Source organism: Paenibacillus albidus (assembly GCF_014644435.1).
GTDB lineage: Bacteria > Bacillota > Bacilli > Paenibacillales > Paenibacillaceae > Paenibacillus_AQ > Paenibacillus_AQ albidus.
Genome location: NZ_BMKR01000018.1, coordinates 21701 through 41863, shown reverse-complemented (window position 1 = coordinate 41863; position 20163 = coordinate 21701). Strand labels below are relative to the sequence as shown.

The window sequence follows — 20163 nt, the reverse complement described above, 5'->3', positions numbered from 1 at the left end:
TCACCTCGTCTTTATTTTATTAGACCGATATGGGTTAGAAAATCGGTGAATGGTTTATACACGGCTGTAATCCAATCCAAAGGGGTGGGAATATCCCGTTGCAGTGCCTTGGCGCTGCTGATCCCCACCGCAAGGAGGAGCAGGATGGAAAACACCCATAGCTCCTTTTTTAACCTTTTTCTCAACATGTAGGGAACTTCTAGAAATATGATCGCAACAGCGAACAGCATTATTCCCAGTATGACCGTCATATGGGTTAGCATCGTTAATCACCTTCTTTCGCATGAGAAAATGATACCAATTGGCAGCCTACTTCTTAATTTCATTCAGGAATGAGCTTCCAGTCGTACCCAAGCGTCGAATCCTGAAATCAACTTTGATGTTCACCTGCAGTTCTGGAAATTGCTCTTTATCCCAATTTTGTTTCAGTGACTTCCAAGCCTTCGGGTTACTGCGGTGAATGGCTTCACCGAATCCGAAAATGTCAGCTTTGTACGATTTTTGAGCCTTCTTGATGGCAGACTCTATCACTCCTGCTATCTTTTCTTCGCTTCTCTTCTGAAGGTCATAAATCGTGCTCACCTTAGTCAGATCCAGATCGCTACACTCGACTTCCCCCACGTTGGCCTCAATCTGGAGGTTAATATTAATCCGGGGCTCGCCCCTATTAACGCTCCCTTTTATGGCGGATTGGGTCCGGATGATTTCCAAGGCAACTTTCCCACCTTTGGGACAGGATACAAATCCCACAGAGCTTTGGACTTTGCCGAGGATGAAGTTGTAACCCTTACTTTCAATTTCATTTAACCAGCCGATCAATCTGTCTTTTTTGAATACAGCAAGCCCAGAAAATTGTAGGCTAGTAGGGGGGGAGATCTTTTCGACATTCTTTTTTGTTTCTCCAGAGTCTTGATCTCCAGCGATTTGAAGTCCAGTCAAGATAGGCTGCTTTCCTTCACTTATGAGATCGGCCATTAATTGGTCTAAGGTTACCGTTGTACTGGGGGACCAGTTTTTTTCCGAAGATTCCAGGGATGAGAATAGCTTGTCTGCTGGAATAGGATCAAAGGGCGTCATGATTTTGAGCGTATCCTCCGCACTTGCGCCTTTCGATATTACAAGGTAAAAATCGGAGCGAAATTCATGGTCCCTGGATAGGAAGTCCAGGGCTTTTGCTATTCCTTCCATGGCCATCGACTCGCTGATCACGCATATGCGAAGGTGGGGAAAATAGATTTTTCTAGGGCTTAGCGTTGTTATTTTTCGGACCGCTTCAAATACGGTATCGGCTTCCGATGTATACAATATGGCGGGGGCCCGCCCGCTTGCCCCTTTTTGGGTAGATACTTCTCCAGGATCTACGACTTGGACAGAAACCCGGAATTGATCTCCCTGTTTATCGATTCCCAAACCGACGGCGATTGCAAGCTCATTCAATTCTTTGCGGTTCCAACAGCCAGTCAGAAGCGTGCCCAGTGTAAGAATTAGAAAAAGAAAGGCCTTCTGTTTCAAGCTTGTCCACTCCTTTCCATCCGCATCTGCCTCCTCTGGTTTATTCCCGTGATTTTCGGGATGAAGCGTTGTTTTGGCGATTCACGTTCTTCTGATTAAGTAACCGGGGACGGGAGACCATCATCCAGTGCGGGAGCCGTATTAACGTATCCTTGTTGTCTGCCGGAATCAGGGGCGCAAGCGGACTCATATACGGAACCCCAAACGAACGAAGGCTGCACAGATGCAGGATGAGGGCAATGCCTCCGACAATGATTCCGTACAGCCCAAATGAAGCGGCAAGTCCCATCAAGGGGAACCGCAGCATACGAAAAGCGATGGCCATATTATAGGCAGGAAGAACAAAGCTGGAAATCGCGGTAATAGATACGACAATAACCATTGCCGCAGATATGATGCCCGCCTCGACGGCTGCTTGCCCGATGACGAGTGTGCCTACGATAGAGACGGCTGCCCCGATGTACTTCGGCATGCGAACACCAGCTTCCCGCAATATTTCAAAAGTCATCTCCATCATGAGTGCTTCGATAAAGGCCGGGAAGGGAACAGCCTCCCGCTGTGCCGCCAAACCGATCAGCAGTGAGGTCGGCAGCATTTCTTGGTGGAATGTAGTGATGGCAACATATAGGGATGGGCCGAGCAGGGAGATAAAAACCCCCGCGTAACGAATAATCCGGATGAAGCTGCTGATGTCTGCACGCTGATAATAATCCTCTGCCGAATGCAGGAAGGATACAAACAGCGCAGGTACGACAAGCACAAACGGGGTTCCATCAATTACGATAGCGATCTTTCCTTCCAACAGTTCGGCGGCGATGACGTCCGGACGTTCGGAGTTGTACACTGTTGGAAAAGGGGTGAAAGTTTCGTCCTGGATTAACTCCTCGATATACCCGCTTTCGAGAATACCGTCTATATCAATACGATTCAATCGCTCATGCACTTCCTCGACCAATTTATGGTTCGCGATCCCCTTGATATACATGACAGCTACATCGGTCTTGGTCACGCGACCGATTTGTTTCGTTTCCAGCCACAGATTCGGATCTTTAATCTTGCGCCGGATCAAGGCCGTATTCGTGCCCAGTGTTTCCGAAAATCCTTCCCGCGGTCCACGGATGACATTTTCTGAGGCGGGTTCGGTGACACCGCGATCCTTCCATCCACGTGCGCTGACCACTATTCCCTTCGTCTCGCCGTCAATCAGGATGATTGCATCCCCGGATAACAGCGCGTTATATAAGGTTTCAAAGTCGGTAATATCCCGGATGTCACCGATGGTCAGAGCGTAATCTTTCAAAATCTGCAAGACATTGGAGGAGATTTGAATCCTGCGGTTCACGTCCTCGGACAGGCTGCTATCGAGCATCATCGACTTCATGATGAAATCGGAGACTATATTTTTATCCACCAAACCGTCGGTATAGAGGATCGCGATGATTTGGCCCCCGTCCTTGCCAATGCGAACTTCCCTGATGATAATGTCGGTGCTGTTACCGACGGTTTGTCTGATCTGCTGAAGGTTTTGTCCAAGACTTGCACTGATCGATTCCTCTGAATCTGCAGGTTGACTCTTGCTGTGCTGGACCTGGGACTTTTTAACTTTGTTAAGGGGGCTTCTTTTACGAAAACGCATGAACGTTCTCCCTCTCCTTAAGGATTCTTTTAATCCAGTATGGACGTAGAGGACTCCTGATAAACTTATTGTTGGCGATAATCATATAAAACCATATTTTTGCTGTTGTGGTTGATACGAACATGTAGTTTGGGGAATTGTCAGAAGGGAGGTGACTTGACTTTTTGATCACACTGTTTAGGAGGTTAAGTTATGAAAATTATTGATCATTTTATTAGGCGATAAGTGATGTGGGACTGAACTTTATTACGCTCGGGCAGCCACTCAGCACGCTTTCGGGCGGAGAATACAAGTGCATCAAGCTGGCAAACGAACTGCATAAGAAGGGCAGCATCTACGTGATGGACGAGCCGATCGTCATCGAGCACAACCTCGATGTGATCAGCCAAGCGAATTGGATCATCGATATGGGACCGGATGGAGGCAGCAAGCATATTTGTACTAATGGTAAGCCATCCACTTTGGATGACGGCTATTCTGGCTCCTGTTGATTATAACAAAAGCTCTCTTCATAAGAATTGAAGAGAGCTTTTGTTTATAGGAAAATTGCACCTGCTATGCCATTAAGTAAACCTAGAACTACCACTGCTCAGCAGAAAGAATGTGCCACGCAGATTTGGATTGAGATGCCGCTGCACTCCAGGGTACAGCAAATTCTTGAGGATTATCGGCCGGAGCAATATAAGGAAGAATACATTTCTGCATTTCGAAGCATTAAATCCCGGATTCACATTCCCGTGGCTTTAGAAATTGAACGTAATTTACAAGCGGATCTGTTCGCAGAGGCTGTAGCGCTGCTGTTGGAACACTATTATGATCCCAAATATGATCATTCCTCCCACCAATATGACCAAACCGAGAAAATAACCTTTTCGGTTAATAACCTGGAGGAAGCCGAAATGGCTTTGAATTCCTTTCTGGCTAAGAAGGAGGCTTGAGTTATATTCCGTATAAGATCAACAAAAAGGCTCCTTTCATTTACATGAAGGGAGCCTTTTTCTACACAGATTTTCGATTGCTGAGCGACCATAGTATAACGGGTATGAGCAGAAGGGAAAGGAAGGCACCCGTATATGAAAGTATAGCAAAGCTGGAGTGGGCCACAACCAAACCGGATAAGATGCCTCCAACTGCACCTCCCAAAGCAATTAACACATCGACAGAACCTTGGGTCTTTGCCCGGTTAGATAAAGTAGTGGAATCGACGAGAATCGCTGTTCCACTGATTAGGCCAAAATTCCAACCCAGGCCAAGCAAAGCGAGCGCGATGATAAGAAGCGTCATAGAATCAGAAGGAGCAATAGCAGCCACAACACCCGCTGAGAGCAGTGTAACACCAGTTACTACCGCCATTGCCATACGCCCGATTTTATCGACCAGAATTCCCGTAAAGAGAGAGGGGAGATACATGGCGCCGATATGAATGCCAATAACTAGACCGACTTCACTTAAGGCGTGCCCATGGTGCCTCATGTGTATAGGCGTCATTGTCATAATTGCAACCATGACAATTTGCGTTAGAATCATGATTGTAGCTCCGAGAATAACCCCACGTTTTCCCATTTTTGAATGGGCCAAACTTTCTTCTGTGTCTTTGCCGATGCTGCTTTGCTCCTCACTTGCTATTGCACGTGCAACTAAGAGGGGGTCAGGATGAAGAAACATAATCAGCACTAGTCCTGCAAGAATGTAAGCAGCGGCTCCAAGAATAAATGGACCGGCCAGTGCCGGAACGCCGAGTGCGGTGGCGAATCGCCCCATTGGACCGACTAGATTGGGTCCAGCCACTGCGCCAAGAGTTGTGGATACCAGAGCTATGCTAATGGCGGTAGCCCGCTTAGTGGATATTGCCAGGTCAGTGCCTGCATAACGGGCCTGCAGGTTGGTGGCAGTTCCAGCACCATAGATTAACAATGAAATAAAAAGAAGTACAATGTTACTAGTGAAAGCTGCAAGGACTACGCCTACGGCGCCGATCCCCCCAGTCAAAAATCCGGTTGCAAGCCCTAAACGCCGTCCATAACGTTGGGAAAGTCGCCCTACTAATAATGCCGCTCCTGCTGAACCCAAAGTGAATAGGGCAGTAGGTACACCCGCATAACTATCTGTTCCAAGCATTTCTTGAGCCAATAGAGCGCCCACAGTTACCCCGGCAGCAAGCCCAGCTCCGCCAAAGATTTGAGAGATCACAACGATTAGTAACGTTCGGCGATATAACTGTTTTTGTTTTTCTGGAGAATCCACATAACTTTTTAACTCTGTGGTTCGATTCACTTTGACTTCATGCCCCCTCGTTATTCTCGATCATCAAATTAGAATTAGTGAACTACTGAACTACCGGAATGATCTGAGAAAGTCGCTTTAACACTTCTTCAATTTCATCAGGGGTCGTATATCTGCCAAGGCTAAACCGAATAGCCCCTTGTCCTACGGAGTCATTAACTCCCATGGCTTTCAATACAGGTGAAACCGAAGACAATCCGGAGTGGCATGCAGAGCCGGTAGAAGCAGCGACATGATCTAATGCGTCTAAAATATCATGTCCGTTTGAACCAATAAAGCTAATGTTGAGTGTATTGGGAAGTCTTTTTTCCGGATGACCGTTAAGCTTTATAATGTCGCCGTAAGCAGCTTTCAAACGTGTGTAGAAGTAGCGAGTCAATTCTCTGGTCTGTTCAATGTCCATTGCCGAGGCTAATTTGCATGCAGTCCCCAAGGCGACGGCAAACATGACATTTTCCGTTCCGGCTCTTCTGCCGCGCTCGTGGCTTGCCCCATGGATCAGAGGTTCCAAATGAATCCCTTTCTTTGTATAAAGGGCCCCAATTCCTTTCGGGGCATACATTTTATGTCCAGCCAAAGTAAGAAGATCAACGCCTAAATCACTTACATTCAGAGGTGTTTTACCAGCAGATTGAGAAGCGTCCGTATGAAAAAGAATATGATGTTGCCGGCAAATAGTTCATGGATACCTTCTTCCAGGCGCCATGCTTGCCACAGTGTGTGGTTTCGCGCTAAATCCCCCTTCCATTAAGATATTAAGCTTAACATAAATTGACGTTAACGTATGGCTTCCCGTTCTTTCATTCATACTAAGATGGAAATTACAGAAGGGATGGAACAAACAACCATGAGGTCAATTCTTCGCATTTATTCGGACGATATAAGTCGGATCGCTCGCAACTGGCCGGCCGCTGTCATCGTGCTCGGACTCGCCGTGCTACCATCCTTATACGCCTGGTTTAACATTTTGGCCTCTTGGGATCCGTACAGTCAGACCGGCGGCTTGCCTGTCGCTGTTGCCAATCTCGATCAAGGAGCCTCGCTGCGTGGAACGGCGATTAACCTTGGCAACGAAATCGTTGATTCGCTGAAGGAAAATCACAATATTGGCTGGACCTTTACGGACGAGGAGCAGGCGATTTCAGGCGTAAAACAAGGGGACTACTATGCGTGTATCATTATTCCGCAACAATTCTCTGCCCGCATTGCTACCGTATTATCGAACGAGCCGCAAAAAGCCGAGCTCGTATACTATGTCAATGAAAAAATAAACGCTGTAGCGCCAAAGATTACCGCCAAAGGGGCCAGCGGCATTATTGAGCAGGTGGACCGCAGCTTTACCGAAGCGGCGAACGGCGCCATTTTTCGTATTTTTAACGAAATCGGCGTTGAGCTTCAAGCTAATTTACCAGCTTTACTTGCGTTGCGCGATTACATATTCAAGCTGGAAGCGATGACACCGGAAATCGGACAGGCACTCACTATGGCTGCGGACAATGTCGAAACGTCAGAACACATCGTCGCGGGCGTTCAGGCGCGAATGCCGCAAATGGCCCAAATGGTCCGTGACGGCGAGCAGCTTGCCCTGGGGCTGTCTACGGTGTTGGACAGTGTCACGAAGGAGGCGGATACCGCCGGACCGTTTATCAAGCAAAACATGCAGTTGCTAAAAACAACTGCGGACGCGAGCGCCCAGCTGGCATACGTTCTGCATGATAATAATACCGGTCCCGCTGTTGTGGAGGCGGCGCTGGATTTAATGTCCCGACGGCTGACCGCAGCATCAAACGCCAGCGTCACATTGATTGGCCTGTTTGAACGTTTGAATAATTTGACCAGCGAGAATAAGCTACAGCCGGCGATCTCCGGGCTCAAGCTTATCCAGACGAAATTTGAACGGCAGAACACGCTGGTCGAAACGGCACGAACCACGATCTTAAACGGCGGAAAGTTAACCGAATCGCTACTCGCCGAGTTCGAGCAACTGTCCCGGGACGGTTCGGCTTTACTCGGCGAACTTATTGAACGATACGATGCCGGGATCCAACCGGAAATTGCGCAGGGCTTTGCCAAGGCGCTGAAAACCACGCAAACTGCTGCAGATGTGCTGCATGAGGCAACTGCAAGTATCCCGGATGTGCAGCAGATCATAGAGGATGCGGCGCAAGGCCTGGCCGCAGGCGATAAAGCCTTGCAGGAGGCAGTCACCCGTTTTCCGGACGCTGTGTCAAGGCTGCAAGGGCTGGCGCAGCGAATACGTACGTTGGAGCAGCAGGGTAGTCTGGAGGATCTGATCGCGCTGCTGAGGAGAGATGCCACTAAGGAAAGCGAGTTTTTCGCCGAACCGGTCATACTGAAAGAAAACCGGCTGTTCCCGATCCCAAACTATGGTTCCGCGATGTCGCCTTTCTTCAGTACATTGTCGCTTTGGGTTGGAGCATTGCTGCTCGTCTCACTGCTGTCGGTCGACATCCATAAATACTCAGCTATCGTTTACAAAAGCCACCAAGTCTATTTCGGCCGCTTCCTCACGTTCTGGACGATTGCAATTGTACAGTCCTTGTTCGTAACCATCGGAGATATGGCGCTGCTCGGCACATACGTCACTAATCCAGGCTGGTTTATCTTCTTTGGGGTGTTAATTAGCTCCTTGTTTATGCTGATCGTCTACACGCTCGTTTCCGTATTCGGCAATGTCGGCAAGGCCCTTGCAATTGTGCTTCTGGTTTTGCAGCTTTCCGGTTCCGGCGGGACGTTTCCAATTCAAGTGACTCCCGCTTTTTTTCAGGCGTTACATCCATTTCTCCCTTTCACCTACGCGATCAGTGCAATGCGTGAAGCTGTCGGCGGCATCGTATGGGAGGTCGTTGTACGCGACGTGTGTCTGCTGGGGGTGTACGCTGCGCTGGCTCTTATACTTGGCCTGACGTTAAAAGCATGGATAAACCGTATCAGCTCGAAGATCGTCCGAAAAGCAAAGGAAAGCGAGCTTCTTCATTAACCGATAATACGTTAAATTTAAATTATAGAGCAAATGATACATTGTTGAATGGTACAATGTGAATATAAGTAGAAAGTAACACTACCCGGGAGGATGTTGGCATGAGCGAATCTAATCAGGAGTATATCGTAATCTCGGGTGCGAGGGAAAACAATCTCAAGAACGTTTCCTTGCGTATTCCCAAGCGGCAGATCACGATCTTCACCGGGGTATCCGGATCCGGCAAGTCATCGATCGTCTTTGATACGATCGCCGCAGAATCCACGCGATTGCTGAATGAGAACTTCAGCTTGTTCGTGCGTAATTTCCTGCCCCGCTATCCGCAGCCGGATACGGACGCGATCGAGAACCTAAGCATGGCTGTAATTGTGGATCAGAAGCGGCTGGGAGGCGGTTCCCATTCCACGATGGGCACGATTACCGATATCTCTCCCATTCTCCGTCTTCTCTTTTCCCGAGTGGGTCAGCCCTACGTTGGACAAGTTAACCTGTTCTCGTTTAATGATCCGCAAGGCATGTGTCCTGAGTGCAACGGGATCGGTCGCAGGCTGGGTATCGACATGAGTAAGGCGGTGGATATGTCAAAGTCGCTCCATGAAGGGGCAATTATACTGCCGGACTATTCGGTGAACGGCTGGGATTGGAACATGATCGTGCAGTCAGGGTCTTTTGATCCCGATAAGAAGCTAAGCGAATATTCCGAGGAGGACCTGGAACAACTGCTGTACGGCAAGGCAAGGAAAGTTAAGATGGATTTCGCCGGGAAGGCAACGAATATTACAGTGGAAGGCGTCATCGAGAAGTTCACCAACAAATACATCAAGCAGGATGTGAAGATGAAGTCTGAGCGTACACAGCGGGCTGTTGCGCCGTTCATCTCCGAGGGTCCCTGCTCCAGCTGCCACGGTGCGAGACTGAGTCAGGCCGCGCTCAACTGCAGGATCAATGGTCTCAACATTGCGGACCTGTCCTCCATGGAGGTCGGGCAGCTCATCCGCGCCATTCGGGAGATTGACGATCCTGTCGCCGCGCCGGTCGTCAAGTCGCTGACGGAGCGGTTGCAGCATCTGGTGGATATCGGACTTGACTACTTGACCCTGGACCGTGAGACGGATACATTGTCCGGCGGCGAGTCGCAGCGCGTCAAGATGGTGAAACACCTGAGCGGCAGTCTGGTAGATGTCACTTACATCTTCGATGAGCCAAGTGTAGGCTTGCACCCCCGTGATGTGCACCGGTTAAATGAATTGCTTCAGAAGCTGCGCGACAAGGGCAATACCGTGATTGTCGTTGAGCATGATCCCGATGTGATCAAGTTGGCGGATCATATCGTCGACGTCGGGCCTCACGCCGGCAGCCGCGGCGGTACCATCGTGTATGAAGGAAGCTTTCAAGGCCTCCTGGAGGCAGGAACGCTGACAGGCACCCATATGAAGCGGCCGCTCCAGCTGAAGCACGATTGCAGGCAGCCGTCCGGCAAGCTATCCATCAAGGATGCCACTCTGCACAATCTGCGGAACGTGAGTGTAGATATTCCAACCGGAGTGCTGACAGCAGTTACGGGTGTCGCCGGTTCGGGCAAAAGTACGCTGATTAACGAAGTATTCCTCAGCCATCATCCGGATGCGATCGTTATCGACCAATCGGCAGTAGGAGTGTCAACACGCTCGAATCCCGCGACCTACACGGGCATTATGGATGATGTGCGCAAGGCGTTTGCTTCCGCGAACAAGGTGGGCCAAGGCTTGTTCAGCTTCAACTCCAAGGGGGCTTGCGAGAATTGCCAAGGGCTGGGTGTTGTGTATACAGACCTTGCATTCCTCGACAGCGTGAAACTGCCATGCGAAGTATGCGGGGGGAGACGGTTCAAGGACGAGGTGCTCGCGTACAAGCTGAACGGCAAGTCAATTGCAGAAGTGCTGGAGATGACTGTAGAGCAGGCATTGGATTTTTTCCAGCTAAAAGAGGTTGTGCGCAAGCTCCAGGCCATGAGTGATGTGGGGCTGAACTATATTACACTCGGCCAGCCGCTCAGCACGCTCTCGGGAGGGGAATGCCAGCGCATTAAGCTGGCAAGCGAGCTGCATAAGAAGGGCAGCATCTATGTAATGGACGAGCCGACGACGGGCCTTCATATGTCAGATATCGGTCACCTTCTGGAGATCATGAACCGCCTCGTGGATGCCGGCAATACGGTGATCGTCATCGAGCACAACCTCGATGTGATCAGCCAAGCGGATTGGATCATCGATATCGGGCCAGACGGAGGCAGCAAGGGCGGCCAGGTGGTGTTCGAAGGCACACCGGTGCAGATCATCCATGCGGAGCAGTCGATCACGGGAAGATACTTGAAGTAATACATCAAAATCAACTTACGTATGCTCAACCAGGGCTGCGCTTCACCTCACCCAAACAAAAAGAGCCGTATCGTAACACGGCTCTAACTATTATATTCCTATTGCCCACCTGTATTTGAAGCCCAGACAGGATACCAGCCTATACCCACGTTTTTTGTGTTGTAAAGAACTAAATTCCCGTCATTTTGAACTATTAAAAGATCACCCACGAGGTTCACCGGGACATTACCTTGTCCGTACCATGCATTAGCCCACGCACTATTGTCTGACGTCCAATACGGAGTATTATAAGCATCCATTAACTTAAGCTTTCCACTATATTGATCAATTCTGAGTTGTGATATTCTAAGGTCGGAGGTTTTGGTGTTCCATAACATGGTGCGTGTGCGGTTGTTCCATAGCTGAAGATCTCCGGCAGCACTAAATTGTAGGGAATAAGTAATGTTGTTTGATACTAGCGGAATTGCATTGTTATACATTGTTTCAGAAGTCGTAAGACGTTCACCGGCTGCAAATGTTGCAGGGGCAATAGGGAGCTGGAGCATGAAGACCGCAAATATAAGTAAAATAATCTTTTTCATAATAGCCTCTTTTCTCGATTATTTTTTAATTGCTCATCAACTATATCATATATTTTGGTAAAATGTATAAATTTTAAAATAAATGTATGAGGATGAATTTTCGGAGGATAAGAAGACCAGCCACTGAATAATACTCCCCATTCACACTTGAGAGGGGAGTATCATCTCTGTATTTGTCTATAAATCATTAGCGCTCGTTCAATCTTCGCAACCGATATGCGTTTGTTGCGGCTTCACCAAGCTCCTCGAGAATGGTGTGATTCGCCCAGGCGCCCGCCACGGCTCCAATCCCGGGCACCATCTGCAGCATTTTCCGAAAGTCGATTGCGTCGCGGTATTCCTTCTGGAACGTCTCCCAGTCCATGTTTTTGTAGTAATCGGTATCCGAGATCCACAGCTCCTTTTCAATATCCCAATGTTTAATCGAATCTAACAGCTTGGCACGCTGTTCGGACCCCGAAAACGCCATTTGGAACACCTTAAGAATGAATACACGCTCGGAAAAATGCTTCGTGTCATACCCATAAAGATGAGCCAGTTCAAACAAAAATTTCATCTTGATCGCGATTAACGCAGGGAAGTCCACGATGTTAAGCATAATACCGCCTGCTCCAGTGCCTGCGCCTTCGGCAGCCGCGATTTTTTGGTATAAGGATAACAAACGTTTGGCCTCCTGATCGGTGAGTTCTAGATGGAGAGTGCCCTGCACCGGTTTTTGAGGAGAGTACTCCGCCCCGAACAGCGCTGTACGTACGATCGACTTTATGGTGGTCGTAATGACGTTGTGCACCTTGGCTGGAATCAAGTTGTTAATTCGCTTACCGATCGTCTTAGAGGTTCTCTCCAGCCATCCGGGCGGATTGAAAAACTGGCGCTCCCAAGCGGCGATTTCGTTGCGCACTTTCTGTTCGTAATTCATTATCAAATGCTCCTCCAAAAGATTTGGATATATTGTACCAGAGAACGGCCCGATTCGGAACAGACTACAGCAGGTGGCGGAACTGGACGAAAGTCGTGGACGCCCCTAGCCACTGCTGCCATTTCCTCGAAAATGAATAAATTAATTGAAAGTCACTATCTTATTTGATATCAACCATTTAGTCTGAATTTAAATTAAAACAAAGAAACCCCTTTTTTACCCGATTAATGGGTGAAATAGGGGTTTCTTTATTCAAACGCGTCATCTTATATATTTTTAAAATACGTAGGATTCTCCGTCCTCCGGTACTGCAACATTCCCTGATATTCCTTTTTCAGACAAAAAGTTATTTAATTCTTCTCTCGACAGAGCCCAGTGGTTTACAGCTTCCATATGGACAACGATAATTTTTGCGTCAGTGGCGGCTTTATATACTTCATAAATATCGTCTTTCCCCATCATAAGAGAACCGCCTTGAAGGAACTGATTATCTCCACCGTTTACAATGATAACCTCTGGTTTGTGGGTGTTAATCACTTCCTGGACAGGCTCATACCACACGGTGTCACCAGCTACATATAAGGTTTTCTCACTGGTGTGTTTGAAGACTACCCCGCACACTTGACCCGCAAGCTTCAATATTTCTCCTCTTCCATGTTCACCTTTGGTTTTAACCAGATGGATCCCCTTAAAGACGGTATCTTTTTGAAGAACCTCAACATTGACAAAGCCGGCATTGTTAACCTCAGTGGCATCTTCCTCATTCTGTACAAACATTTTGATGTCTTTAGGTAATGCCTCTTTCGCAGCATCATCAAAATGGTCTATATGCAGATGAGTAACGATTACTGCATCTATATTACTAATTATATTTTCAATAGTTGTCGGGAGACTAATTAAAGGATTCATCTGATCTTGCCTTGCAGAATTAGGAAATGGGGGATAGGTGCCTTTGTCAGCTAAAAATGGATCAATCAAGAATTTATATCCTGCATATTCAACTATAATAGTAGCATTGCGAATTTGATTTATTTTCATTGTGCTTCTCCTTTGATAATGTATTTATAAATAGCTTACACTTTGAGGAATTTACAGTACATGGATTCGATCAAGTCTTTTTTATGATTCACTTGAATTATGAAAGTATTTTAAGTTAGTATTCACAACAGAGTGAAAGTTCACTCATTTGATGTATTGCTTTTTTATTTATGAGAATAATAATTTAAGGGGTTTGATCACGTATGCTTGATAATATAGATAAACTAATCATTGAAGAGTTATCCAAAAATAGTCGCATTACTATGAAGAAGCTGGGAGAGAGGGTTCATCTCACAGGACAAGCAGCTGCATCGAGAGTGTTAAAGTTAGAGGAGAGCGGCATAATTGAGAAATATACGGTTACAATAAATCAGGCAAAATTAAACTGTTTAATTCATGCTTTTATTACGATTAGACTGAATAATCCGTATCATCAATCTTTTCTCTCTTTTATAAAAACGCAAGAGCATTACATATTGAATACTTACAAAGTGAGTGGGGATGGATGCTATATTCTTGAGAGCAGATTTCCATCCAACGAAGTTTTAGATCAATTCCTTGTAAGTTTAAATGAATATGCAAACTACAATTTGTCGATTGTAATAAACAAGCAAAATTGAAGTTTAGAAGAACGACAAACTACCGGGACTAAAGCTTTCCACTCGAGTGGAATTTATAGTATGCTAAACCATAAGAAAGGAGAGGATTTTATTGGTAAAACAACTGATCGTCGGCGACGTAACACATGAACTGGCTACTACGCGCCGCATTCTGGAACGCTTGCCCGAGGAGCATATGTCGTGGAAGCCGCACGAGAAATCGATGACGCTTGGAGGGTTGGCCACGCACCTGATCAACCTGCTGAACTGGAAAATCGCGATTTTCCAGTACCCGGAGCTCGATCTTTCGACAGTGCCGCTACGGCGGGAGCCTTTGGAAAAACGCGCCGATATTCTGGAGGAGTTCGACACGAACCTCGGTAAGTTTGAACAGCTGCTCGCCGAATGCGACGAGAAAACGCTTGGCGAGGAATGGACGCTGCGCCACGGCAGCCATATCATCCTCCGCAAGCCGCGGGCGATTGCTCTCCGCACCTTCGGAATAAGCCACATGATCCACCACCGGGCGCAGCTCGGGGTATATTTGCGGCTTCTCGATATTCCGGTGCCGGGCATGTACGGCCCCTCGGCCGATGAGGAAGCCCAATGAACTAAGTTTCTCGATCTAATACGCGTCAAACAGTCGCAGGGCACCGGCATGACCGCCGGTTCTCTGCGACTGTTTTAGTTAAAGGGACATAATTTTCCATGAATTTGCAACTTTATCCTCTATCTAGCGTCCAAGAGAATAAGAAGGGGGGGCTCTAGATGAAGAAGATAAATCTTCTAGTCCTTTTAACGGTCATTTCAGCGCTCCTTGTTGGATGTGTCGATTCGGACTACAAGGACAAGAAGAAGGATCAAACTCTGATCGACCTGAACGCTGTTGATTCCATTACAATCCGGAACGATAGCGGCGGATTGATGGCCATAACAGACGACAAGTTATTGGAACGTTTCGATGAAGTTATACATACTGCTGAATACGACAGCGCAAAGCTTGATATCACAGGACCGGATTATGTGGCTTCCGTAAAATTGGGGGATAGCGAAGGCGAAAAGTTCTCATTCTGGATTAAGGGAGAGAATGACGGCCTATTCACCAAATCCGGGAAGAATGGGCATTACAGGCTGCCGGGAACCGGGAAGGAAGCTTTACTTCACTTGTTTCAACCGGATGAACAACAAAACGAACTCCATAATCTAAAGATAGAGGAGGACATCAGGCAAATCACACTCGCGAAATCTCTTACCCATGGCTCAGTGAATCCTGAAATTAAGGTTGAATACGCAGATAATGAAACAATAGGAATTTTCGTCCGAGCCATCCATACCGCAGTCCAAACGCCAGGAATATTAAACACGGCGATTCCTGACTACGATATCGTTCTTGCTTCGGAAAACAAGGAATACGCTTATCATCTATGGATCAACGAAACCAGTGAACAAGCCATGCTTATGGATGTGAGAGAAACGCATATTGGCTATACACTTACTAAAGAATCAACTGCTGAGATGAAAAAGATCATGTTCAAGGAATCAAGCTTCACAGGTTTGGAATTTAGAGCAGAGCGGAACTCAAATGGAGAGCTTGTTGCTAGGCCAGTAGGCCTACCGGAAAATAACTATTCGATAAGCGGCGGACCTGTGGTTGAGCTGCAGGGGATCTTGTATCACACCATTCATCTCTTCTATGGGGACCATAACGCAATCAACGCTTTGTTAGCCCATGATCCTTCTACGGACGAGGTGCATGTGAAATGGAGCGATGAGCTGAGCAATTCCGATAATCGTTGGAACAATACATTCATGAGCAGCTACAATATGCTGATTCCGTTGGATGAAGATCATCTATTATTTCTGGAATCGGAACTCACGGAAGAAGCTGGGCAATATCATTTGTCCTCTTATAATGTGGTCACAGGGACCATCGAACGGCTTCGGGAAGACTTCTGGCCGCTTACAGACGAGTATGATTACATCTATAAACACCAATGGAAAACCAATGAGCAAAAATTATTCATGCAGAGTTACCTCGGGAATGTATGGATCTTTGATCTGAATACAGGAGAGGACGATGTCCATCTTCTGAAATATCGCGTAATCCCTCATTCGACGACCGGGGCGCCATCCCTGTTCCTCTCACCAACCTTTAAGAGGTTTGTACATGATGATGAGAGCGGCCAATTGACCTTTTACAATAATAAAGGATTTCCGCTTCGTACTGTACCGCTGCCACCGGATCAATATGTGCCCTCTGAGAAAATAAAGTGGAATCCGGCAGGCACGATTGCCTGGATGGATCGGGCAGAGGACACACGGAACCGGATCCTTGACATCGATATCGATTATTTGAGAATAGCCCCTCAAGAAATCAATTTCTATAACCCTGACGGGCTTCCCATTGGATCTGTTCAGGCTGAAGGCGGGCGTGAGGGGGCGGCGGTAGAAGTTGCTGGATGGATTGACGCTAATGTTGCTGTGATGAAATCCTATACTGTAGAGCTTAAGGACACAGAAAATGTAGGGTTGAAGGTGACGGATGTTTCTTATTATCTCTATGATGTAAAGAAAAAGAAGAAAGGGGATACCTCTGAGTCCATGCCGCCCAGTGCAACTGTTACAACGAATCGCCAAGTGGGCGATGCCGGTGATAAGGGGAAGATCATTGTAAGTAATAAAGAAATAACCTATAAAAAAGGGAAATAAATAGGCTCTCGCGAATACCAGCTCAAAGACCAACACGGATCTATATCGTTTAAGAAGCCGCCAATTTGGCGGCTCTTTTTTTTACGATAATACTGATCAATGTATGGAGGAGTGATCAACGGTGGGCTTCGGTTGTTTCCGAAAAGCCTAATGATTGAATCAAGCGATAGAGAAAGTAGATACCTCGCATCTGGAGTTTGATCGTTTTATGCAGGTGAATTCGGATACTTTCCGCAAGCTTTATCGCATGCTCGATGTTTTGGAATTCTAAAAGTGCAATCGATTGCTTTAAGTTTACGGTCTCCTCGGAATAAACAGAGCTCTGCAACACCTGAATCATCTTAATTATAAGAAGATGTGCTTCATTATATAGACGGTATTCGTTATCAGGGTCCCGCTCAGTAGTGAATAGGCCGCTTTTCTCCCAGTAACGGATCGCTGATTTAGGAACCCCCGTCCGTCTAGAGACCTCGTGGATGCTGAAGCGTTGGTTTAAGTCGTAAGCTAAACTTCCATCGGCATACGAATTCAGCTCCCTTACCAGCTGATCCAAACTTGCTTTTTCCCGAAGCAGCATGACCTCCCTTTCCCTAACGATCCACAATGCATCGTCCAACTGATTTCTTTGGAGACCTTGCAGCACCTCGGTCGTCACTTCCATTCCAAATCCAGGGGTCATGGCTTGAATACATGCCAGATAGGCCTCATGCCGTTCCGTATACATGCGATATCCATTGGCAGAACGCTCAGCAGGAGGGATTACCCCCTTCGCTTCGTAGTTTCGCAAAGTGTTGGCGCTTATCATAAATGTATTCGCAAGTTTTTTTGGTCGTAAGCCCATGTTATCCCCCCTATCTAATGAATAGAAAAACATTAAAACTATTGTAACGTTTTTCCGGTATTTATATTGTTTTATTTGGGGATTTCCGAAAAACCTTCTAATTGGCTTATATGTTATATGATGAAGTTAGTTCAAATCAAGGAGGAATAAGAATGACCTTTAATGCAATATTTCGTTACGATATGACAATCGAAGAGATTGCCCAGATAGGTAATCGGTATATCGGATCGGCATGGAAGCCCTTGTACGATTCGATGCATGATCAACTAACGGTCGCTTTTCGTGAGATCGAGGATGCTGCCTATGGACTGTATTTGGACCAGTTTATGCCTGCACTATTTGATGGCCTTGAGGACGCCGGATTCGAAGTAACGGAACCCCTCGAGGACCATGATTTCGTTATTGGCAAATGTTTATTATTCCGAAATTCGCTTGAAAAATGGGGAACCGTGGAAAATAGATCCAGGATATTTTGGAATGTTGTGCGTAGTAAAAAAAGCCAACAACCTGTTGGAACTTTATTGACAGAAATTCCTCATTCTCATCTGAAGTTTGAGATTCCTACGGCACCTGTAATCTATTCGTTGAGGGAGAGTGAGAGAGAAAAGATCGTGCAAGGAGTCCGACGTATCAAGGGATAAGTAAAATGGTGAAGAAGAGAAACGCCAATCGGTGCCGGGGTGCATCCGTCTTGCAGACGCGGATCCGATCCGCGTCTTCTTTTGTTGAGTCAGATCCCGCTAAAATGATGGGAAAGACAGGGAGAATTACGGATAAACCGAGTCAGCATCAACGCAATCTCGTCCGGTGGAAGCGTTCGACCGGTCATGAACCAATGCTGGATCAACCCGAACTGGCCAGAGCCCAGATAAGCGATGATATAACCGGCGGGCTGAACGGACCAACTCGAACCGGGTTGCTCCTGCTTCAGACTTTCGTATAAACGGGTACCGACCAGGTGCTGCAGCCGCTCTCTGAATTCGACGGGGGCGGAGGGATGAAAGACGGCCTTGAAAAAAGAAGCATGACGGTGCAAATATCGAAAGGCTTCCGCGATCGCCGGGAAAGACGATTTCTCATCCGAATGCTTCATCAGATCGCTCAGCATAATGGGCTCGAATATGTCCAGCAAACCCCGCATCCACTCCGTTTGCTCAATCAGGTCGAACATATCTTTGTAATGCAAATAAAAGGTGCCGCGGTTAATGCCGGCTTTTTGCGACAGATTTTTAACGGTTAACTCCTTGATCCCTTGATTACTCAGGATGTCTGTCAGCGCCTGCTCGATGAGCTTGCGGCTCCGAACCGCCCGCAGATCCGTACTACCCTCCATCATCCGTACTCCTTTCGATAGCCAAACGTAATGGACAGTATTACTCTTCTGTTTATTATTGAACAGTTCGGCTGTATTGTTGATTGTTTCGAACGATTGGCCTTATTATAATGGATCCCATGAAGCGTATCAACACGTGTTCATTAAAAGGAGATGGATATTCATGCAATATCGAGATTTGGCGCGTACGGGCGTTAGGGTGAGTCAATATGCCCTGGGAGGGGGCGTTTTTGGATCGCTTACCGGCAAACAAGAGGGGATCCGAATCATTCACAGGGCGCTGGACGCCGGTATTAATCTGATCGATACTTCCAACCGTTACGGGGATGGGGAATCGGAAAAAATTATCGGCGAGGCGATCAAGGGCAGAAGGGACGAGGTTATTCTGGCAACGAAATTCGGGGCCGAGCCGAATGGCGAGCGGAATCAAGGCGGCGCTTCCCGTCGCTGGGTTCGGCAAGCGGTCGAACAAAGCTTGCAGCGGCTGCAGACGGATTTTATCGATCTTTATCAGCTGCATCGCCCGTTCGGGGACGTTGCTTTCGAAGAAATTCTGGGCGTGCTGAGCGATCTGATCCAAGAAGGCAAGATCCATTATATCGGAACTTCCAATCATCAAGCCTGGCAGCTGGCAGAGGCGCAGGCGGCGAGCGAGCGTCGCCACTTGCAGCAGTTTGTCAGCGAGCAATCTCCATACTCGATTCTTAACCGAAGCATCGAGATGGATACTGCCGAAGTCGCTCGGCACCACGATCTCGCTTTGTTGACTTACAGCCCGCTGGCCGGAGGTCTACTGACGGGCAAGTATGCATCTGGCAGGGCAGCGGACAGCGGATCGCGCGCGGCGCTTTTAACGGGGCCAGCCGCCCGCATGCTCGATCCGGAATTGCCGGAAAATGCGCAAAAGTTCGCGCTCATCGAACAGCTGCAGCAAGTTGCCGATCAGGTGGGGATGACACTGGCGCATATGGCTGTCGCGTTTGCCCAGAGCCACCCGGCGGTCACTTCGATCATTGTGGGGCCGCGCACACCGGAGCAATTGAAACAATATTTAGCCGGAACGGATTTGACGCTTAGCCCCGATCTGCTGGACGCCATAGATGCGATCGTTCCTCCCGGGAGAAGAATGGACGATCAAGATCCTGCTTGGACGCCGGAATGGCTGGATGCTTCCCGGCGCAGGCGCTAAAGATAAGATCTGATCAAGCAGCGCCTGGTGAACGCCGGGTGCTGCTTCATATAATCAGCAATCTATAACTTTTAGCTTCAGCGAATTTAGCCCCATGTAACGATATACTTCGATTTATCGGGAATAATAATGTCGGGCGATAAGAACATATAGACATTGAAAGCC

Annotated in this window: 18 protein-coding genes and 1 pseudogene; 9 read left to right on the top strand and 10 right to left on the bottom strand. The window is 47.6% G+C overall.

Features of this window, described 5'->3' with window-relative positions:
* Window positions 1–11 precede the first annotated feature (11 nt).
* Genes IEY53_RS19845 through IEY53_RS19835 form a run of 3 tightly spaced genes read right to left on the bottom strand, consistent with a single transcriptional unit; the run spans window position 12 to window position 3148 of the window.
* Window positions 12–251 (bottom strand): hypothetical protein, encoded by a 240-nt coding sequence (locus IEY53_RS19845; protein ID WP_229696247.1) that lies wholly within the window; start codon window positions 249–251, stop codon window positions 12–14.
* 58 nt (window positions 252–309) lie between these two features.
* Window positions 310–1512, bottom strand: a complete 1203-nt coding sequence (locus tag IEY53_RS19840) for a Ger(x)C family spore germination protein (protein WP_189028028.1) — start codon at window positions 1510–1512, stop codon at window positions 310–312.
* A 40-nt stretch (window positions 1513–1552) separates the two neighbouring features.
* Complete coding sequence (locus tag IEY53_RS19835; protein WP_189028026.1) at window positions 1553–3148, bottom strand: spore germination protein; 1596 nt, start codon at window positions 3146–3148, stop codon at window positions 1553–1555.
* A 218-nt stretch (window positions 3149–3366) separates the two neighbouring features.
* On the opposite strand from IEY53_RS19835, the pseudogene IEY53_RS19830 reads away from it, so the two are divergent.
* Together IEY53_RS19830 and IEY53_RS19825 are read left to right on the top strand one after the other, a co-directional pair.
* Window positions 3367–3639, top strand: a pseudogene (locus IEY53_RS19830) (excinuclease ABC subunit UvrA); the annotation flags it as partial.
* 66 nt (window positions 3640–3705) lie between these two features.
* Complete coding sequence (locus tag IEY53_RS19825; RefSeq protein WP_189028024.1) at window positions 3706–4086, top strand: tRNA 2-selenouridine(34) synthase MnmH; 381 nt, start codon at window positions 3706–3708, stop codon at window positions 4084–4086.
* 61 nt (window positions 4087–4147) lie between these two features.
* Here IEY53_RS19825 and IEY53_RS19820 read toward each other — a convergent pair whose 3' ends face one another.
* Window positions 4148–5422, bottom strand: a complete 1275-nt coding sequence (locus IEY53_RS19820; protein ID WP_229696246.1) for an MFS transporter — start codon at window positions 5420–5422, stop codon at window positions 4148–4150.
* A gap of 52 nt (window positions 5423–5474) precedes the next feature.
* Window positions 5475–6107, bottom strand: a complete 633-nt coding sequence (locus IEY53_RS19815; protein WP_189028168.1) for a cysteine desulfurase family protein — start codon at window positions 6105–6107, stop codon at window positions 5475–5477.
* Window positions 6108–6245: 138 nt separating this feature from the next.
* Between IEY53_RS19815 and IEY53_RS19810 the strand changes: the two genes are divergently transcribed.
* Both IEY53_RS19810 and IEY53_RS19805 read left to right on the top strand, forming a co-directional pair.
* On the top strand, window positions 6246–8432 hold the full coding sequence (locus IEY53_RS19810) for a YhgE/Pip family protein (RefSeq protein ID WP_308424236.1): 2187 nt from the start codon (window positions 6246–6248) through the stop codon (window positions 8430–8432).
* 101 nt (window positions 8433–8533) lie between these two features.
* On the top strand, window positions 8534–10789 hold the full coding sequence (locus tag IEY53_RS19805; RefSeq protein ID WP_189028022.1) for an ATP-binding cassette domain-containing protein: 2256 nt from the start codon (window positions 8534–8536) through the stop codon (window positions 10787–10789).
* 98 nt (window positions 10790–10887) lie between these two features.
* On the opposite strand, the gene IEY53_RS19800 is transcribed toward IEY53_RS19805, so the two are convergent.
* From IEY53_RS19800 to IEY53_RS19790, 3 genes are all read right to left on the bottom strand, one after another.
* Window positions 10888–11370, bottom strand: coding sequence for a hypothetical protein (locus IEY53_RS19800; protein WP_189028020.1), 483 nt, complete (start codon window positions 11368–11370; stop codon window positions 10888–10890).
* 187 nt (window positions 11371–11557) lie between these two features.
* Window positions 11558–12289 (bottom strand): EcsC family protein, encoded by a 732-nt coding sequence (locus tag IEY53_RS19795; RefSeq protein ID WP_189028018.1) that lies wholly within the window; start codon window positions 12287–12289, stop codon window positions 11558–11560.
* Between the two features lie 276 nt (window positions 12290–12565).
* A complete protein-coding gene (locus tag IEY53_RS19790) occupies window positions 12566–13327 on the bottom strand; it encodes an MBL fold metallo-hydrolase (protein ID WP_189028016.1) in 762 nt (253 codons plus the stop codon).
* A 203-nt stretch (window positions 13328–13530) separates the two neighbouring features.
* Here IEY53_RS19790 and IEY53_RS19785 point away from each other — a divergent pair, with 203 nt between their 5' ends.
* From IEY53_RS19785 to IEY53_RS19775, 3 genes are all read left to right on the top strand, one after another.
* Window positions 13531–13947 carry an Lrp/AsnC family transcriptional regulator gene (locus tag IEY53_RS19785; protein ID WP_189028015.1) on the top strand — a complete coding sequence of 139 codons (417 nt, stop codon included), beginning with the start codon at window positions 13531–13533 and terminating at the stop codon, window positions 13945–13947.
* Window positions 13948–14038: 91 nt separating this feature from the next.
* The gene (locus IEY53_RS19780; RefSeq protein WP_189028013.1) at window positions 14039–14536 is read left to right on the top strand and encodes a DinB family protein; all 498 of its coding nucleotides are present in this window, start codon (window positions 14039–14041) and stop codon (window positions 14534–14536) included.
* A gap of 158 nt (window positions 14537–14694) precedes the next feature.
* Complete coding sequence (locus IEY53_RS19775) at window positions 14695–16635, top strand: YhfM domain-containing protein (protein WP_189028011.1); 1941 nt, start codon at window positions 14695–14697, stop codon at window positions 16633–16635.
* A 115-nt stretch (window positions 16636–16750) separates the two neighbouring features.
* On the opposite strand, the gene IEY53_RS19770 is transcribed toward IEY53_RS19775, so the two are convergent.
* The gene (locus IEY53_RS19770) at window positions 16751–17476 is read right to left on the bottom strand and encodes a MerR family transcriptional regulator (RefSeq protein ID WP_189028009.1); all 726 of its coding nucleotides are present in this window, start codon (window positions 17474–17476) and stop codon (window positions 16751–16753) included.
* 152 nt (window positions 17477–17628) lie between these two features.
* Here IEY53_RS19770 and IEY53_RS19765 point away from each other — a divergent pair, with 152 nt between their 5' ends.
* Complete coding sequence (locus tag IEY53_RS19765) at window positions 17629–18117, top strand: DUF6022 family protein (RefSeq protein WP_189028007.1); 489 nt, start codon at window positions 17629–17631, stop codon at window positions 18115–18117.
* 89 nt (window positions 18118–18206) lie between these two features.
* Here the strand turns inward: IEY53_RS19765 and IEY53_RS19760 are convergent, their stop codons facing one another.
* Window positions 18207–18809, bottom strand: coding sequence for a TetR/AcrR family transcriptional regulator (locus IEY53_RS19760; RefSeq protein WP_189028005.1), 603 nt, complete (start codon window positions 18807–18809; stop codon window positions 18207–18209).
* Between the two features lie 163 nt (window positions 18810–18972).
* Between IEY53_RS19760 and IEY53_RS19755 the strand changes: the two genes are divergently transcribed.
* Window positions 18973–19998: an aldo/keto reductase gene (locus tag IEY53_RS19755; protein ID WP_189028003.1), complete on the top strand. Its 1026-nt coding sequence runs from the start codon at window positions 18973–18975 to the stop codon at window positions 19996–19998.
* Window positions 19999–20163: the final 165 nt, after the last annotated feature.

Coding starts and splice junctions, on each gene's coding strand:
- IEY53_RS19760 (WP_189028005.1), bottom strand. CDS start 18,809: ATGGAGGGTAGTACGGATCTGCGGGCGGTTCGGAGCCGCAAGCTCATC.
- IEY53_RS19835 (WP_189028026.1), bottom strand. CDS start 3,148: ATGCGTTTTCGTAAAAGAAGCCCCCTTAACAAAGTTAAAAAGTCCCAG.
- IEY53_RS19775 (WP_189028011.1), top strand. CDS start 14,695: ATGAAGAAGATAAATCTTCTAGTCCTTTTAACGGTCATTTCAGCGCTC.
- IEY53_RS19790 (WP_189028016.1), bottom strand. CDS start 13,327: ATGAAAATAAATCAAATTCGCAATGCTACTATTATAGTTGAATATGCA.
- IEY53_RS19770 (WP_189028009.1), bottom strand. CDS start 17,476: ATGGGCTTACGACCAAAAAAACTTGCGAATACATTTATGATAAGCGCC.
- IEY53_RS19825 (WP_189028024.1), top strand. CDS start 3,706: ATGCCATTAAGTAAACCTAGAACTACCACTGCTCAGCAGAAAGAATGT.
- IEY53_RS19805 (WP_189028022.1), top strand. CDS start 8,534: ATGAGCGAATCTAATCAGGAGTATATCGTAATCTCGGGTGCGAGGGAA.
- IEY53_RS19845 (WP_229696247.1), bottom strand. CDS start 251: ATGACGGTCATACTGGGAATAATGCTGTTCGCTGTTGCGATCATATTT.
- IEY53_RS19810 (WP_308424236.1), top strand. CDS start 6,246: ATGGAAATTACAGAAGGGATGGAACAAACAACCATGAGGTCAATTCTT.
- IEY53_RS19765 (WP_189028007.1), top strand. CDS start 17,629: ATGACCTTTAATGCAATATTTCGTTACGATATGACAATCGAAGAGATT.
- IEY53_RS19755 (WP_189028003.1), top strand. CDS start 18,973: ATGCAATATCGAGATTTGGCGCGTACGGGCGTTAGGGTGAGTCAATAT.
- IEY53_RS19785 (WP_189028015.1), top strand. CDS start 13,531: ATGCTTGATAATATAGATAAACTAATCATTGAAGAGTTATCCAAAAAT.
- IEY53_RS19795 (WP_189028018.1), bottom strand. CDS start 12,289: ATGAATTACGAACAGAAAGTGCGCAACGAAATCGCCGCTTGGGAGCGC.
- IEY53_RS19800 (WP_189028020.1), bottom strand. CDS start 11,370: ATGAAAAAGATTATTTTACTTATATTTGCGGTCTTCATGCTCCAGCTC.